The sequence below is a fragment of the Streptomyces sp. SID5469 genome, assembly GCF_009862865.1.
Classification (GTDB): Bacteria; Actinomycetota; Actinomycetes; order Streptomycetales; family Streptomycetaceae; genus Streptomyces; species Streptomyces avermitilis.
Genome location: NZ_WWIN01000001.1, coordinates 1,753,541 through 1,769,595 on the forward strand (window position 1 = coordinate 1,753,541; position 16,055 = coordinate 1,769,595).

The 16,055-nt window shown below is 72.4% G+C and carries 13 protein-coding genes; 6 read left to right on the top strand and 7 right to left on the bottom strand.

The genetic code is table 11. The annotated features are described in order from the left end of the window. Nucleotides 1–5: 5 nt before the first annotated feature. Genes GTY58_RS07550 through lnt form a run of 3 tightly spaced genes read right to left on the bottom strand, consistent with a single transcriptional unit; the run spans nt 6 to nt 3,008 of the window. Nucleotides 6–806, bottom strand: coding sequence for a 3-hydroxybutyrate dehydrogenase (locus GTY58_RS07550; RefSeq protein WP_010982858.1), 801 nt, complete (start codon nt 804–806; stop codon nt 6–8). A 60-nt stretch (nt 807–866) separates the two neighbouring features. Beyond that, a complete protein-coding gene (locus tag GTY58_RS07555) occupies nt 867–1,340 on the bottom strand; it encodes an NUDIX domain-containing protein (protein WP_010982859.1) in 474 nt (157 codons plus the stop codon). 48 nt (nt 1,341–1,388) lie between these two features. Further along, on the bottom strand, nt 1,389–3,008 hold the full coding sequence (gene lnt / locus GTY58_RS07560; protein WP_010982860.1) for an apolipoprotein N-acyltransferase: 1,620 nt from the start codon (nt 3,006–3,008) through the stop codon (nt 1,389–1,391). 206 nt (nt 3,009–3,214) lie between these two features. On the opposite strand from lnt, the gene GTY58_RS07565 reads away from it, so the two are divergent. Further along, the gene (locus tag GTY58_RS07565; protein ID WP_107083160.1) at nt 3,215–4,273 is read left to right on the top strand and encodes an O-antigen ligase family protein; all 1,059 of its coding nucleotides are present in this window, start codon (nt 3,215–3,217) and stop codon (nt 4,271–4,273) included. A 48-nt stretch (nt 4,274–4,321) separates the two neighbouring features. Here GTY58_RS07565 and GTY58_RS07570 read toward each other — a convergent pair whose 3' ends face one another. Next, entirely contained in the window at nt 4,322–4,867 is a 546-nt protein-coding gene (locus tag GTY58_RS07570) for a hypothetical protein (RefSeq protein WP_010982862.1), read from the bottom strand. Nucleotides 4,868–5,005: 138 nt separating this feature from the next. Further along, nucleotides 5,006–5,791: an aspartate/glutamate racemase family protein gene (locus GTY58_RS07575; protein ID WP_010982863.1), complete on the bottom strand. Its 786-nt coding sequence runs from the start codon at nt 5,789–5,791 to the stop codon at nt 5,006–5,008. 58 nt (nt 5,792–5,849) lie between these two features. On the opposite strand from GTY58_RS07575, the gene GTY58_RS07580 reads away from it, so the two are divergent. After that, nucleotides 5,850–7,025 (top strand): glycosyltransferase, encoded by a 1,176-nt coding sequence (locus GTY58_RS07580; RefSeq protein ID WP_010982864.1) that lies wholly within the window; start codon nt 5,850–5,852, stop codon nt 7,023–7,025. 24 nt (nt 7,026–7,049) lie between these two features. Here the strand turns inward: GTY58_RS07580 and GTY58_RS07585 are convergent, their stop codons facing one another. Beyond that, nucleotides 7,050–8,360 (bottom strand): TerD family protein, encoded by a 1,311-nt coding sequence (locus tag GTY58_RS07585; protein ID WP_042492830.1) that lies wholly within the window; start codon nt 8,358–8,360, stop codon nt 7,050–7,052. A 351-nt stretch (nt 8,361–8,711) separates the two neighbouring features. Here GTY58_RS07585 and GTY58_RS07590 point away from each other — a divergent pair, with 351 nt between their 5' ends. The 4 genes from GTY58_RS07590 (at nt 8,712) to GTY58_RS07605 (ending at nt 13,422) form a co-directional block, all read left to right on the top strand. After that, on the top strand, nt 8,712–9,152 hold the full coding sequence (locus tag GTY58_RS07590) for a DUF6643 family protein (RefSeq protein ID WP_010982866.1): 441 nt from the start codon (nt 8,712–8,714) through the stop codon (nt 9,150–9,152). 44 nt (nt 9,153–9,196) lie between these two features. Then, a complete protein-coding gene (locus tag GTY58_RS07595; protein WP_010982867.1) occupies nt 9,197–10,021 on the top strand; it encodes an MOSC N-terminal beta barrel domain-containing protein in 825 nt (274 codons plus the stop codon). Between the two features lie 249 nt (nt 10,022–10,270). Beyond that, nucleotides 10,271–10,876, top strand: a complete 606-nt coding sequence (locus GTY58_RS07600; protein WP_010982868.1) for a hypothetical protein — start codon at nt 10,271–10,273, stop codon at nt 10,874–10,876. Between the two features lie 107 nt (nt 10,877–10,983). Next, nucleotides 10,984–13,422 carry a right-handed parallel beta-helix repeat-containing protein gene (locus GTY58_RS07605; protein WP_010982869.1) on the top strand — a complete coding sequence of 813 codons (2,439 nt, stop codon included), beginning with the start codon at nt 10,984–10,986 and terminating at the stop codon, nt 13,420–13,422. Here GTY58_RS07605 and GTY58_RS07610 read toward each other — a convergent pair. Next, entirely contained in the window at nt 13,392–15,848 is a 2,457-nt protein-coding gene (locus GTY58_RS07610; protein ID WP_107083162.1) for a hypothetical protein, read from the bottom strand. The genes GTY58_RS07605 and GTY58_RS07610 overlap by 31 nt on opposite strands. Nucleotides 15,849–16,055: the final 207 nt, after the last annotated feature.

Here is a 16,055-nt window from a genome sequence, read left to right on the forward strand (position 1 = left end):
GCTGCTCAGTGTGCGGTCCAGCCGCCGTCCAGCGCCAGCGACGTACCGGTGATGAAGGACGCCTGCGGGCTGCACAGATAGGCCACCGCCTCGGCGACCTCCGCCGGCTCGATGAGCCGCTTGACCGCGCTGTCCCGGAGCAGCACCTCGGACAGCACGCGCTCCTCGGGGATCCCGTGCGCCGCTGCCTGGTCGACGAGCTGTTTCTCGACCAGCGGGGTGCGCACATAGGCGGGGTTCACACAGTTCGAGGTGACGCCGTGCGGCGCGCCTTCGAGCGCGGCGGTCTTCGAGAGCCCCTCCAGGCCGTGCTTCGCCGCCACGTACGCCGATTTGAACGCCGAGGCGCGCAGCCCGTGCACCGACGACACATTGACGATCCGCCCCCAGCCCTGTCCATACATGTGGGGCAGGGCACCGCGGATGAGCCGGAAGGGTGCCTCCAGCATGACCGTCAGCACGGTGTGGAAGGCCTCCGGCGGGAACTCCTCGATGGGACGGACCAGTTGGAGCCCGGCGTTGTTGACAAGGACGTCGGTTCCCGCGGCGGAGAGTTCCGCGGCGTCCAGATCGGTGAGGTCGAGGACCTGAGGCTCGACCGTGCCCGCGAGGCCCCGTGCGGCTTCGGCGAGGGTGTCCAGGCCCTCGGGGTCGCGGTCGACCGCTCTCACCTTGGCCCCGGCGGCGGCCAGCCGCAGCGCACAGGCCCTGCCGATGCCGCCTGCGGCGCCGGTGACCAGGGCGGTCCGACCGCCGAGGTCGAGGGAGGTGGCGTGCGGGCCGGGGAGGACCAGGGGCGCGTTCATGCCTTGACCCTAGGCAGCGGCCCCGCCCCGACCGATGTGCTCAGAGCACACTTTTTGCCCTCAGGTCATAGGGTCGAACCATGTGGGTCCATCCGACAGCGCCTGCTTGATCCGGAGCAGCCCGAACTCGTTCAGCTCCGGCAGGGCGTCCAACGGGAACCAGCCGACCTCGAGTGACTCGTCGTCGTTGACGCGCGCCTCGCCGCCGACGGCCCGGCACCGGAACGTGATGTCCATGTACTGGCAGGTGTCACCGTTGTCGTACGTCACCGGCTCCAGGGCCTGCACAAGGACGACCCGTTCGACGACGCACCGCACGGCCGTCTCCTCGTACACCTCCCGCACGGCGCAGGCCGCGGGCTGCTCTCCGGGGTCGGGGATGCCGCCGATCACCGACCATGTGCGGGTGTCGGAGCGGCGCCCCAGCAGCACCCTGCCGTCGTCGTCGAGGACGATGGCGGTGACTCCGGGGAGCCAGAGCAGCTGGTGGCCCGCGGAGGCCCGGATGGTGCGTATGAAGTCGGGAGTAGCCATGCCCCGACCCTAACGGGCCGGTCCCGTCCGGCGTGCGGTCCGGGAACGTCAGCCCTGAAGGGCGTCGTTCCGCCGCCCGCGGACCACGGCGGCGACCGACCAGCCGAGCCCGCCCGCCGCCACCAGTACCAGGACCATCTCGGGCAGGATCCCGAGCCGGGTGGCAGGGGTCTGGGAGGAGCGCAGCGGCACCTTCTGCACGAGTGAGTCGGCCACGAACATCCCGGTCTTCTGCGTGATCTTCCCGTCCGGCATGATCACGGCGCTCACACCGCTGGTCACCGGCACCGTGACGGTGCGGCTGTGCTCCACGGCGCGGACCCGGGACATGGCGAGCTGCTGGTAGGTCATCTCGCTGCGGTCGAACGTCGCGTTGTTGCTGGGCACCGAGATGATCTGCGCGCCGTGGGTGATGTTGTCCCGCACCGCCCAGTCGAACGCGGCCTCGTAGCAGGTGGCGAGGCCGACCTTGGTGCCCGCCATGGTGAACACGCCCGGCTCGGTGCCCCGGCTGAAGTCCTGGCGCACCATCGAGGTCCAGTTCTTGTTGATGGCGCCGAGCAGCGAGCGCAGCGGAAGGTACTCGCCGAACGGCTGGACCTGCCGTTTGTCGTACGTGTCCAGGGCCCCCTTGGCGGGGTCCCACAGGATCTGTTCGTTGTAGAGCTTGCCGTCCCGTTCGACGACACCGCCGACCGAGATGGGGACGCCGACCGCCTTGGCCGCACTGTCGATCACGGCACGCGCGTCGGGGTTGGTGAACGGGTCGATGTCGGAGGAGTTCTCCGGCCACAGCACGAAGTCGGGCTGCGCGACCTTGCCCGCCTTGATCTTCGCGGCCAGACGCTCGGTCTCGCGCGCGTGGTGGTCGAGCACGGCGCGCCGCTGGGCGTTGAACTCGAGCCCCGAGCGCGGCACATTGCCCTGGATGACCGCGACGGTCGCGGTGCCGTCCTCGGCCTTGTCGCTGACCAGGGACCGGGCGGCGAGGGCGCCCACCACCGGGACGGCCACACTCAGCAGCGCCACGGCAGCGGCCCCACGCCGTACGACTCCGGTGCGGCGCCCGTCGACGACCTGGCGCACGATCTCGTACAGCCCGAAACCGCACAGGACGACGGCGAATCCGAGGACCGGGGTGCCGCCGGCCGCGGCGAGCGGCAGGAAGACACCGTCGGCCTGGCCGAAGGCGATCTTGCCCCAGGGGAAGCCGCCGAACGGCGCACGCGCGCGTGCCGCCTCGCCCGCGATCCACAGCGCGGCCGCCCACAGCGGCCAGGCGGGCAGCCGCGACACCATGGCGATGCCCGCGCCGACGAGGGCGACGAAGACCGCCTCCACCACGGCGAGCGCGAGCCACGGGCCGGGGCCGACCTCGACGCCGGTCCACACGAGCAGCGGCAGCAGGAAGCCGAGGCCGAACAGATAGCCGAGGCCGAGGCCCGCCTTCCAGGTGCGGTCCCGCAGCGCCCAGCCCAAAACCGCGAACGCCGGAAGGGCCAGCCACCACAGGGTGCGGGGCGGGAAGCTGACGTACAGCAGCACTCCGGAGAGCGTCGCGGCGGCGGCCGGAACGAGTCGCCGTACCCGTCTGGCACCGCGCGACGCGGGCGCGGCCTGGGGTTCGAGCTGTTCCGGCTCGTCTACGGAGGTTGCGGTGACGGTCACTCGGGGAGTGTACGGCGCGTGACCAAGACGCGGACAGCGCGGTCCGTGCGGCGGCGACCGCTGCTGCCGACACCTCAGGCGCATCGTTTCTGCGCAACTCATCCACAAACCGGCGCATCACCCGTTACGGTGTGCCCCGAGCCTCTGACGTGCGGCCGGATGCGGCCGGACCGGCCGGGGCCCGTCACAGGTCGGGGGGCGGCTGGGTGGGGTCCACGGGGACGGAAGCGGCGGCCGGTACGACGGCCGCCGACGACAGACGCAACGTATCCGACGCGACAGGCATCGCCGTACTCGCCGCATGTGCCACCTGGTCGTTGGTCACGGCCGCCGCACGGGGCGGTCGGCCCGAAGGTGTCCTGCTCGCGGTGCTCGCCGTCTCCGCCGGCTACGCCTCGGGGCGGATCTGCGGGGCGCTCCTGCCGGTCGCGACGCCCTGCGCCGGGGCACTGGCCGGGCTCGGTCTGGTGCTCGCGGCCCCGCACGGCACGGCGGGCCTCCAGGGCTCCTCGCCGCTCGGCCCTGCGGGCGCGACCGCCGCGCTGCTGACGCTCTGCGCGGGAGCGGCGTGCTGCGCGGCGTGGGCGGCGCGTCCTTCGGCATCGCGGCTCGCGCTGCGGCTGCTGGCCGCCGCCATCACGGTGACCGCGGCGGCTCTCGGTTCCCTGACCGGCTTCGCGGCCTGCGCCGGAGTGCTGCTCTGCTCGTCGGCCGCCGACCGGATGCGGCGCCGTGGCCCGGGGCTGGCCTGCCTGGCGCTCGGCACCGCGCTGGTGAGCGCGACAGCCTGGGCGATCGCCGAGAACGTACTGCCTGCCGGGCTGACCACGGCCCTGGAAGGCCAGCTCACAGAGCGCCGGATCCTGTTGTGGCGCGACGCGCTCCGTCTGGCCCGCCAGGATCCGGTGCTCGGCGCGGGGCCTGGACGCTTCGGGGAGCTGAGCCCTACGGCCGCGCAGTCGCTGCTGCCCGACGGCAAGCCGCATTCCGCGCCGCTGCAACAGGCGGCCGAGCAGGGTCTGCTCGGCGTGGCACTGCTCGCGGCAGTGTTCTGCTGGGTGCTGTACGCGCTGTGGCGCAGCCCGCGCGCCACGCCGATCGCGCTCACCGCGGGCGCCTCCCTCACCGCGCTGGCGGCCATCGCCACGGTGGGGGACGCACTGAGCTTCACCACGGTGACGGCGGGAGCGGGGCTGCTGGCGGGGATCGCCACGGCACGGCCGCTTCTCAGTGGGGAGGCGGAAGGCGAGCGCGGGGCGGACTGACCGTCTTCGGACGTCTCGGGGCTCAGTGCGGCACGGCCGCAACGCTCGTCAGTGCGCGGCACCCGGAATGGTCGAGTGCAGCCGGTCGCGAATGATCCGTACCGCCGCTTCCGCGTTGTCCACCGTGATGGTGAACGTGTGGCCGTCCCAGAGGCGCAGCACCACGCCCTCGCCGCGACGGACCACGACCGCGGTGCCCTTCTCGGGCCGCCAGCGATAGCCCCAGCCACCCCACTGACACGGGGTGACGCGGGCCACGAACTCGGCGCCCGCGACCTGCGCGAGAGGGATACGGCGGCGCGGCAGACCGATATGGCCGCAGCGCACTTCCAGGCAGTCCTGGTCGACCTTCACCGCGACGTGCACGAATGCGAGCGTCCCGAAGATGACCAGCAGTCCGGCCGCGATGCAGCCCACGACGGCCATCACGAGCGGGGCGATGCCCGACGTCCACGCCGAGTCGACGGCCAGCTCGACACCGAGCGCCAGGAAGGCGGCACCGCCGAGCGCCAGCAGCCATTGGGCACGATTGGTCGCGCGTCCCGTCCAGACCTCGGTGAGCGGGACGTCTTCGTCGTGGGGGTGGTCCCTCATACCTATGAGACTACTCAGGTTCCGCACCGCGGGCACCGGGTTGCTCAGTGTCACTGCTCCGGGTGGGCGGTCGGGAGACCCAGGGCGCCCGCCCGGTCACGGCCGGTCACCCGGTCACCCGGCCCAGGGCGGGGTCGGTCAACGCGCTGTGCTGAGGGTCTGCAGCAGCTGGCCTTCCTCGTACGCGAGTGCCGGTGCGGGCAGCGTTTCCTCGCGCCCGCCGAGGAGCACGGTGAGGGAGGCGCCCATGGGTGCCTCGGGCGCGGGCAGCTCGCCGATCCTGCGCAGCGCCTGCGCGGCCACCGCTCCTGCGGAACCGTGCAGGACGAGCGGCGGAAGGCCCGGCTTCTGCACGGCGGCGCGAATACGCTCGGCGACGAGTTCGTAATGAGTGCAGCCCAGGACAACGACCCTTACATCGTCCGGGGTGCGCTCCGCGGCCGCGGCGATCGCGGCGTCGATGGCCGCTTCGTTCGCGTGCTCCACGGCGTCGGCGAGGCCGGGACACGGCACCTCGGTGACCGCCACTCCGTCGGCGAACTCCCGAATGAGACCGCGCTGGTACGGGCTGCCGGTGGTGGCGGGCGTCGCCCAGATCGCCACCGGACCGCCACTCGCCGCGGCGGGCTTGATCGCCGGAACGGTGCCGATGACCGGCAGTCCGGGTTCGAAGCGGGCCCGCAACGCGGGAAGGGCGTGCACCGACATGGTGTTGCAGGCGGCGATCAGCGCGTCCGGGCGGTGCGCGGCGGCCGCCTCGGCGACGGCGAGGGAACGTTCCGTCACGTCCTGTGGAGTGCGCGGTCCCCACGGCACGCTGGCGGGGTCCGAGGAGAGAACGAGATCGGCGTCGGGCCGCAGTCGACGTACCGCGGCGGCTGCCGCGAGCAGCCCGATTCCGGAGTCAAGGAGCGCGATCTTCACCCGGTCACCATAGACGATCGGCCTCGACGGGCAGCCGTGGTGGGGCAGACTGCGGCGGGTGAGCGCCGTTGTGTGGATCGCCGCCGGATCACTGACCGCCTGGCTGTGGCTGCTGCTCGGCCAGGGCTTCTTCTGGCGTACGGACGTGCGTCTGCCCCCACGCGTGGAGCCCGCCGACTGGCCGTCCGTCGGCGTCGTGGTGCCGGCGCGCGACGAGGCCGGCGTGCTCCCGGACAGCCTGCCGTCGCTCCTCGCCCAGGACTACCCGGGGCGTGCCGAAATCTTCTTGGTGGACGACGACAGCTCGGACGGCACCGGGGCCCTCGCCCTGGAGCTCGCGGAGCGGCACGGCGGGCTTCCGCTCACCGTCGACTCCCCCGGCGCGCCCCCGCCGGGCTGGACCGGCAAGCTGTGGGCCGTACGTCATGGCATCGGTCTCGCACGCGCGCGTGACCCCGAATTCCTTCTGCTGACGGACGCCGACATCGCGCACGCACCGGACAGCCTGCGGGAGCTGGTGGCGGCCGCGCGTACCGGCGGCTTCGATCTCGTCTCGCAGATGGCCCGGCTGCGCGTGGAGAGTGTGTGGGAGCGGCTGGTCGTGCCGGCCTTCGTCTACTTCTTCGCGCAGCTCTACCCCTTCCGACGGATCGGGACGAAGGGGGCTCGGACGGCCGCCGCCGCGGGCGGCTGCGTACTGCTGCGCACGGACGCCGCCGAGCGGGCCCGGATTCCGGACGCGATCAGGCACGCCGTCATCGACGACGTGGCGCTCGCCAGGGTGGTCAAGGGCGACGGGGGCCACATCTGGCTGGGCCTTGCCGAACGAGTCGACAGCGTGCGCCCGTATCCGCGGCTGCACGACCTGTGGCGCATGGTCTCCCGCAGCGCGTACGCCCAGCTGCGGCACAGTCCGCTGCTGCTGGTCGGCACCGTGCTGGGTCTCGTCCTGGTGTATCTCGTCCCGCCGGGCGCTCTCTTCGTGGGCCTCGCCGCGGGGAGCGCGCCGACGATGGCGGCGGGAGGGATCGCATGGCTGGTGATGACCGGAACGTACCTCCCGATGCTGCGCTACTACCGCCAGCCCCTGTGGCTCGCTCCGCTACTGCCGGTGACCGCGTTCCTGTACCTCCTCATGACGGTCGATTCGGCGGTGCAGCACTACCGGGGACGTGGTGCAGCCTGGAAGGGCCGCACCTACGCCCGTCCCGGCACCGCCTTCGAGGAACGGTGACCGTGCCGGTCGGGCGGTGACGGGTCACTTCCGGCCGGGGGTCCAGTTCATGCCCCACCCGTAGGCGTGGTCGATCGTGCGCTGCGGGCTGACCCCGCGCTCCGGGATCAGATAGCGGGCCTCGCGCTGGACGAGCAGGTCGGCGCCGGTGTTGGTGATGAGGGCCAGCGCGCACACGGTCGAGGGGACGGTGCACTCGTCGAGCGAGAAGTCGACCGCGGCCCCGTTCTGCGGCTGAAGGGTGACCGTGGCGTGCAGGTCGGCGAAGGAGCGGGCACCTTCGTAGATGGTCACGAAGACGAGGATGCGGCGGAAGCTCTGCTTGTGGTCGAGGTTGACGGTGAGGTTCTCGCCGCTCGCCACGGCGCCGGAGCGGTCGTCGCCGTCGAGATGGATGTACGGGGGCCGGTACAGCGAACCGAAGGCGTTGCCGAGCGCCTGGACGACTCCCTTGCGGCCGTCGGACAGCTCGTACAGGGCGCACAGGTCGAGGTCGAGGTCCGCGTGCGTCGCGACGGCCCGGCCGCGCTTGCCGCCCCACCCGGAGAACTGCTTGCGCATCTGCCAGTTGAGGTTCACGCGCAGGGCGCCGGACGTACCGCCCTGCTTGGTGAGCGAGACCGAGGGCGCCTCCTTGGTGAGCGTGACCTTGCTCAGGCGCACCGGGGTCGGGGAGGCGGCGGGCGGCACGGTCATCGGCGGGGGCGGCAGGGGCACGGGCGGGCCGGCCGGCGGAGGGGCGGCGGCCTGCGGGGACTGTGCTTCGGCGGGCCGGCCGACGCGAGTATGCCGTGGGGTCGGCAATAGGTGCTGCGGCTCGTCCACGGTGATGCCGAAGTCCTTCGCCAGTCCTTCGAGTCCGCTTCCGTAGCCCTGTCCCACGGCGCGGAACTTCCAGGCGCCCTGACGGCGGTAGAACTCCCCGAGGACGAAGGCTGTCTCGACGGTCGCGGTGGGGTCGAAACGGGCGACCTCGGAGCCCTGGCGCGCATCGACGACGCGAATGTACAGGCCCGGCACCTGCCCGAACGTTCCGCCGTCGGCGGAGGCGGCGAGCACCACTCTCTCGATGGCGGGCTCCACGCGTGCGAGGTCGACGAAGAGCGTGTCGGTCACCTGACCGCCCGCCTCCCGCGTTCCCTCGTGCCGCACCGCGCCGGAGGAGTGCGCCGGCTGGTTGTAGAAGACGAAGTCGCCGTCAGAACGGACCTTTCCGGAGACGAGCAGAAGCGCCGAGGCGTCCACGTCGGGCCCGCCCGGTCCTGAGCGACGGCCCACCTCGACGCGCAGCGCGGTCGTCGGCACCGGAATATTCGATCCTTTTGGCATTGTCATGTCCGCCCCCATCACGTGCCGCCGCGCCAGGCCCGCGCCTTGGGCAGTCTGTCGGTTCCGTACCGGTCAACTTAATCCCCCAGGGCCGTGAACTCCCCGCCTCATACCCGGACCGAGACCCACCGGAAGATCGCCGGCCGACCGCGAGCCAACCATGAGTCAACCGCGAGTCACAGGAGGTCAACCGCCGGTAACCCGCCAGGAACTCGGCCTTTACACGATTTGAACCTCGATTGCCGCCCTTTTTTGACGTGTTCGCTCGCATTGGGGATCCCGCGTCACTGCCGACACGGAAAACAACCCTCTTATCGGTCTCCCCAACCAGCACATCGTGGGCTTAACTTATGTGCCATGACCTCCCCCCGCTCCACCTATGGCGGCGGTTACTACTCCGCGTCGCCCTTCCCGGACACTCCGATCTACGACTCGCTCGTCGCCGAGCGGGGCACCCCGCAGATCGCCCCGATCCGGGTCCCCTCCGCTTATGACGCGAGCAACAACCTGCCCGCGCTCCCCTCGGCTCTGCCCGCTCTGCCGGCCGGTCCCTCCCAGCAGGTCCCCGCCTACGGATATCCGCAGGCCCAACAGCCCGCCCCGCTGCAGCAGGCGCCCACCGCCTACATCCCGCAGCAGGCCGCCGCCCCGCGCGGCTACCCGGGCGCCCAGCCGCAGCAGCCGCGCCCGATGGCGGCCGGCACGGGTTACGAGGCGATGCGCCCCGCGGCCCCGCGCCCCGCCCCGGCTCCTTACCAGGACCCGTACAACAACGGACAGCAGTACCGCGGATACTGAGCAGTTCACCCCGGACTGTCGGTGCCGCCTGGCACGATGGTCGTATGGGGAACGCGGAGCTGCACTCGATTCACATCCATCCGGTCAAGGCGTTCCGGGGCCAGTCGCCCCGGGAGGCCGTCGTGGAGCCGTGGGGGTTGGCCGGAGACCGGCGCTGGGTGCTTGTCGACGATGGGGGCAAGGTCGTCACCCAACGCCAGGAACCACGCCTGGCCCTGGCCACCGCCGAGCTCCTGCCCGGCGGTGGCGTCCGGCTGTCCGCGCCCGGACACGAGCCGGTCTCCGTCCCTGTGCCGGAGCCGGCCGTCACGACGACGCTGGACATCTTCGGCGACAAGGTGGAGGCAGTCGTCGCCGACGACACCGCACATGCCTGGTGCAGCACCTATCTGGGCGCCGACGTGCGCCTCGTGCACATGGACGACCCCGCCACCCGCCGGCCCGTCGATCCCGACTACGCGCGCCCGGGCGAGACCGTCAGCTTTGCCGACGGCTATCCGCTGCTGGTCACCACCCTCGCCTCCCTGGACTCCCTCAACGACCTGATCGCACAAGGTGATCATCCCGACGAGGGCCCGCTGCCCATGAACCGCTTCCGGCCGAACGTCGTCGTGGCGGGCACCGCGGCCTGGGCCGAGGACGACTGGTCACGGATAGCCATCGGCGAGGTGACCTTCCGGGTCACCAAGATGTGCGGGCGCTGTGTCGTGACCACCACCGACCAAAGCACCGCCGGGCGCGGCAAGGAGCCGCTGCGGACCCTCGGCCGCCACCGCCGCTTCGGCAAGGACCTGGCCTTCGGGCAGAACCTCGTGCCGGAAAGCCCCGGCACGGTGCGCGTCGGCGACCGTGTGCGGATCCTCGAATAGTCCGCTCACGTGGCCTGCCCCGGCCGGTTCGACCGGCCGGCTCGAACCCGATCGCCCCGCCGGTTTCCCCGATTCGGGGCGCGCACGGGGAACCCGGGCCCCGGGCACGGTCGTTGGGACTCGATGAGAAGTTCGTGAAACACCCGTGGGGCGGAGAGGGGTGATCTCGCTCTCTCTTCCCGTGACCCGGGCATGCGCAGCCCGGGCCTGGGTTATCACGGACGCGGAGGCGGAAGGGGGTGCGGGACGATGCGAGCGATCGGAGGCCTCTGGCGCTGGCGGCACAATCCGCTGCGCCGTACGACCGACCTGATCGAGGCCTGGGTGACGCTGACCGCCCTCCTGCTGATCCTCGTCGCCGTGCCCGTCATCGGTGCCGTGGTCGGAGCGGTCGCGCAGGACGCCCTTCAGCAGTCCGTGCGGGACCAGCACCGGGCCCGGCACGAAACGGTGGCCACCGTCGTCAAGAAGCTCAACCGCGGCCCGCTGGACCCCGATCCCGAGACCTCGTCGGCGCGGGACGCGCACAGCCGCGTGCTGGCCGCCTGGACGGGACCCGACGGCTCGGCGCACCACGGCGCGGTGCTGGCGGACCTCAAGACCCCGCACCGCGGCGACCACTTCACTCTCTGGACCGACCAGCAGGGCCGCATGGTGGGCCGCCCGTTGGACACCGCCACCGCGACGACGCACGCCATGCTGGCCGGGTTCGGCGCGGCCGCGATGTCGGCGGGACTCGTCGAAGGCGGCAGACGGCTGATCGTCTGGCGCATGGTCCGCCGCAGATATGCCCGTTGGGACCAGGCGTGGGACAGGGCGGGCCCGGACTGGGGCAGGACCGGCGCCGGCAGCTGACGGCCTTCCGGCTCCGGTCAACCCGCCGTCTCCGCGCACGCTACGGTGGACCGGCCGAACTGTTCGGCATCGACCCGCGTACGACGAGGTGGGGGCACAGCAGCGCCATGGCACAGGGCACGGTCCAGGTGACGCACACCGGCACGTCGAGGTGGCGCCGCCGTACGGGTGAGTACGCATCGCTCGCCGCCGCCCTGGAGGCCGCGGGCGACGGTGACGTCCTCACGGTCGCTCCCGGCACCTACCGGGAAAACCTCGTCGTCCAGCGGGCGGTGACGCTGCGCGGCCCCGAGGGCTCCCCCGGCTCCGTGCGCATCGCCCCGGTGGACGGGGTGCCGCTGACCGTGCGCGCCTCCGCCGTGGTCCAGGACCTGCACGTGGAGGGCCAGGACGCGGCCGCGCCCGCGGTCCTCGTCGAGGAGGGCACGCCGGAGCTGATGGACGTGCGGATCGTCACGCGGTCCGCGGTCGGCATCGAGGTACGGGGCGGCGCGCGCCCCACGGTGCGGCGTTGCACGGTCGACAATCCCGCGGGCATCGGCATCGCCGTACTGGACGGCGGCGGCGGGGTGTTCGAGGAGTGCGAGATCGTGGCCGCGGGCCAGTCGGGCGTCGCGGTGCGCGGGGGCGGCCATCCCCGCCTGGAGCGCTGCCGGGTGCACCACGCCTCGGGCGCCGGCCTGTCGGTCACCGGTGAGAACTCCGCCCTGGAGGCCGTCGGTTGCGAGATCTACGAGATCAAGGGCTCCGGGGTGCAGGCCACCGGGCGGGCCACGGCACATCTCACCGACTGCGATGTGCACCGTACGACGGCGGACGGCGTCACGCTCGACACGGACGCGGTGCTGACGCTCGCCGACTGCCGCATCCACGACGTCCCCGAGAACGCGGTCGACCTGCGCTCACGCTCGGTGCTCACGCTGACCCGCACCACCGTGCGGCAGTTCGGGCGCAACGGTCTGTCCGTCTGGGACCCGGGCACCCGCGTGGACGCCAACCAGTGCGAGATCTTCGACAGCACGGGCGACTATCCCGCGGTCTGGATCAGCGACGGCGCCACCGCCGTACTCGAGGCATGCAGGGTGCACGACGTGCCGGACGCGCTGTTCGTCCTGGACCGCGGCTCGCGTGCGGACGTCGTCGACAGTGACCTCTCGCAGGTGCGCAACACGGCCGTGTCGGTCAGCGACGGCGCCACCGCGCAGCTCGACGACTGCCGCATCCGGGACGCGGCGACGGGCGCCTGGTTCCGCGACCACGGCAGCGGCGGCACGCTGTCGGGCTGCACGGTGGACGGCACACAGACGGGTGTGATCGTCACGAAGGGCGCCGACCCCACCATCGAGCGCTGCACGGTGACTTCACCGGCCGAGGCGGGCTTCTACGTGTCCGCCGGGGGCCGCGGCAGCTTCCACAACTGCCGGGTGACGGACAGCGGCGGCTACGGCTTCCATGTCATCGACGGCTGCCGTGCGACGCTGAAGAAGTGCCGCACGGAGCGGTGCGCGCGCGGCGGCTACGAGTTCGCGGACGGCGGGCCCGGCGCACCGGGCGGAGGCGGTGCGATCGTCGAGGACTGCACCAGCGACGAGAGCGCCGGTCTGCGTCCCCCGGCCCAGGCGACCGCCGTCGAGACGACCAGCCAGTCGCCCGGCCTGCTGGGCGCGATCCCCGGCCAGCGCATCACCGAGCACGAACCGCACATCGCGGCCGCCCCGGAGCCCGAGCAGCCCTCGCGCACGTCGAAGGCGGTGCTCGGTGAGCTCGACACACTGGTCGGCCTGGAGAGCGTCAAGCGCGAGGTCCGTGCCCTCACCGACATGATCGAGGTGGGCCGCCGCCGGCAGCAGGCGGGGCTCAAGGCGGCCTCCGCCCGCCGCCATCTGGTGTTCACGGGCTCTCCCGGCACCGGCAAGACGACGGTCGCCCGGCTCTACGGCGAGATCCTCGCCTCGCTCGGCGTCCTGGAGAAGGGTCATCTCGTCGAGGTGTCCCGGGTCGACCTGGTCGGCGAGCACATCGGATCGACGGCCATCCGCACCCAGGAGGCCTTCGACAAGGCCCGCGGCGGGGTGCTGTTCATCGACGAGGCGTACGCGCTGTCCCCCGAGGACTCGGGGCGCGACTTCGGCCGTGAGGCGATCGACACGCTGGTGAAGCTGATGGAGGACCACCGGGACGCGGTCGTGGTGATCGTCGCGGGCTACACGGCCGAGATGGAGCGGTTCCTGACGGTCAACCCCGGTGTGGCGTCCCGTTTCTCGCGGACCATCACCTTCAGCGACTATGGGCCCGAGGAACTGCTGCGGATCGTGGAGCAGCAGGCCGAGGAGCACGAGTACCGGCTGACGCCCGGCGCGGGCGAGGCACTGCTGAAGTACTTCACGGCGATTCCGAAGGGGCCCGCGTTCGGCAACGGGCGTACGGCACGGCAGACCTTCGAGGCGATGGTCGAGCGGCACGCGGGCCGGGTCGCCCAGCTCGACGAGCCCAGCACTGACGATCTGACCCTGCTCTACCCGGAGGACCTGCCGGAGCTGCCCTGATCTCCGGCGCCGCCCTGATCCCCACCCACGTCCTGATCCCCACCCACGCCCTGGTCCCCGGCGGCGCCCCGGGCGCGCGGTCCCGGCACGTCCGGGCGCAACCGCGCCAGCAGCCGCTCCCGTTCCTCCGCGAACGCCGGATCCGCCTGGTAGCCCCCGTGCCCGAGGATCGGCGCGGGCAGCGGATGCTCCTCCGTGCGGCCGTAGGCGAGCGGATCCCGCAGCGGGGCCCGGTCGACCTGCGGGCCGCAGTCACCGGGCAGCCGGACGGGCCCGCCGATGGGATCGGTGAGCCGGTACAGATTGCGCCAGCAGTCGACCTCGCGGTGCAGGGCGCTGAGGGCCGCCGGACCGAAGTGGGCGGGAAACCAGCGCCCGTACAGCCGCTCCAGCGGAGACCCGTACGTCAGCAGCCCGACCCTCCTGCGTTCCGAGGGCTTCAGCTGCCAGGCCGCGGCGGCCGCGAGCACGCTGCCCTGGGAGTGGCCGGAGAGGACGAGCCGTCCGCCCGTCGCACGGGTCCAGGTGGCCATGCGCCAGGTCAGGTCGGGCACAGCCCGCTCGGCGTAGCAGGGTGGGGCGAAGGGGTGGGCGGCACGCGGCCAGAACGTGCCGACGTCCCACAGGATGCCGATGGTGCGCCGCGCGGCGGGGTCCTTGTAGGCGCGGCGGCCCCAGGTGACGAAGAGTATGAAGCCGAAGCTGATCAGCCAGGAGCCGAGCCCCTGCGCGGTGTCGGCGCTGCCCTGGACGAAGGAGTACGTGCCGCGGGCCGCCCTGCCGGGAACGTCACCGGTGGCCGCGGCGCCGACCAGGGCGGCCGCGCCCAGGAGCAGCGTCACGGTGGACGTGATGCCCACGACGAGGGGTGCCCGGTCGGTGAGGGCGGCCATCGCTCGGGTGCTCGCGATACGGCGGGTGCGGGTCGTGTCCTGCGGCTCCCCGTGGTGGTCGCGCTCCACGGCGTCCATCTCGGCGCGCCGCAGCAGCCAGGTGCGCCGGGCCAGCCAGGCGAACAGCACGAGCAGGACGATCAGCAGCGGCGGGATCGCGGAGGCCTGCCAGGTGAGCAGGACGGGCGGGCCGGTCATGACACCCCCGCTGCCGTCCAGCCAGTCGGCGACCCGCTGGGAGATGCCTCCGGACATCACGCTGCCGAGCGCGCAGGCCAGCATCGCGACGGCGGGTCCGGCGAGGCCGCGCATCGCGGTGCGCGCTTCGGTGGGGGTGCCCCCTGCTGGAGCGGAGCCGACAGCCTGGGGGAGGGTGCGGTACAGCACCCGGGCGACCACCCCGAGCGCGATCACGACCAGGCCCTGCGTCAAGGCGATCCCGCCGAACGTCATGTCGCCGGGCAGCCGGCCCGTCGAGTGCCAGCCGGGGCGGGACCACCCGGCGTACAGCATGGTGAGCGCGAGCAGCGCAAGGGCGCCCCTGGGCAGCCGGCGCACCAGTGTTCCGTCGAGTTCCCGGTCGAGCCGGTTCTCGGTGCGGCCCCTGCGGCAGACGACCCAGACCACAACGACCGCGCCCCCGACAAGAGTTGCGGCGAGAAGCCCGGCCAGCCATTGGAGGGCGGCCGGGCCGCCGGCCCGGCTGTCGTGACGGACGGCGGAGGCGCCGACCGCCGCGGCCACGGTCAGAAAGCCCGCGGCGGTGTGCGCGGCGCGCAGCCTGGCCACCAGGCGGCGGCCGTACCAGAAGCCCGGGCGGCCGAGGGCCGTGCGGTGGGTCTCTTCTTCGGGCTCGGCCCGGCGGGAGATCGGCTGCTGGGACTCGTACGCGCTCCAGGTGCGGTGGGAGAGGTACCAGAGCAGGCCGGTGAGCGCGGCCGGTGCCAGGGCGGCCAGGGCGAGGCGGCGTCCGGGCTGGCTCCACCAGCCGCCGGAGGCGACGGGTGACAGGAAGCCCAGCCAGGAGTGCTTCTCGGCGCAGGCGTGCGTGCCGGCGCACTGCCAGGCGGCGAGGTCCAGTGCGACCTCGCAGGCGGCCGCCACCAGCAGCACGGTGAGGGTGAGGCCGATGAGCCGGACCAGCAGCCCGTACAGGCGCACCGTCCGCTTCCGGCCGCGCGTCGCGGGACGCATCCAGTGCGCGAGGTTGATCACCATGAAGGGCAGCAGCAAGAGCCACAGGGCGCGGGCGCCATTCCCGGAGGTGAGGTTGCACCAGACGTACGCCTCCGGGACCGGGGTGCCCCGGTGGTCGCCGGGCCGCCGCTCCGCGTCGGCGTCGTCGGCGCGCCGGTAGACCGCCGCGGTTCCGTCGCCGGTGATCCGCACGGTCCGCGGATCGTTCAGCATCTCCTCGGGTGTGGTGCCGCCGACTCCGTGGACCAGCAGTTCCAGAGCGGTCCCGGCCGCTTCGGGCCGCTGGGTGGAGTCTCCGCGCTCCCCCGCCGAGGCATGTTCGTGTGCACGCTCCACTGTTCCGCACTTCCCCCGTGCCCCTATGGCGTGTGTCATGTGCAGGCACAGGATCTCCGCTGCGGCACGCCCGCACACCTGTAGTCGCCGAATCTCACCGATCCGTGTGAAAGTGGCGGGCGGAGGATCATGATGTGAGGTGCACGGGCGATGGCGCGGCCCGCGGTGCCCCGTGCGAGGATGGGGCGTCCTCCGGGGCCGGTGGCG

What these genes read in the sequence shown, in the direction of transcription:
- GTY58_RS07550 (WP_010982858.1), bottom strand. Translation starts at nt 806, where the DNA reads ATGAACGCGCCCCTGGTCCTCCCCGGCCCGCACGCCACCTCCCTCGAC.
- GTY58_RS07555 (WP_010982859.1), bottom strand. Translation starts at nt 1,340, where the DNA reads ATGGCTACTCCCGACTTCATACGCACCATCCGGGCCTCCGCGGGCCAC.
- GTY58_RS07570 (WP_010982862.1), bottom strand. Translation starts at nt 4,867, where the DNA reads ATGAGGGACCACCCCCACGACGAAGACGTCCCGCTCACCGAGGTCTGG.
- GTY58_RS07585 (WP_042492830.1), bottom strand. Translation starts at nt 8,360, where the DNA reads ATGACAATGCCAAAAGGATCGAATATTCCGGTGCCGACGACCGCGCTG.
- GTY58_RS07590 (WP_010982866.1), top strand. Translation starts at nt 8,712, where the DNA reads ATGACCTCCCCCCGCTCCACCTATGGCGGCGGTTACTACTCCGCGTCG.
- GTY58_RS07595 (WP_010982867.1), top strand. Translation starts at nt 9,197, where the DNA reads ATGGGGAACGCGGAGCTGCACTCGATTCACATCCATCCGGTCAAGGCG.
- GTY58_RS07600 (WP_010982868.1), top strand. Translation starts at nt 10,271, where the DNA reads ATGCGAGCGATCGGAGGCCTCTGGCGCTGGCGGCACAATCCGCTGCGC.
- GTY58_RS07605 (WP_010982869.1), top strand. Translation starts at nt 10,984, where the DNA reads ATGGCACAGGGCACGGTCCAGGTGACGCACACCGGCACGTCGAGGTGG.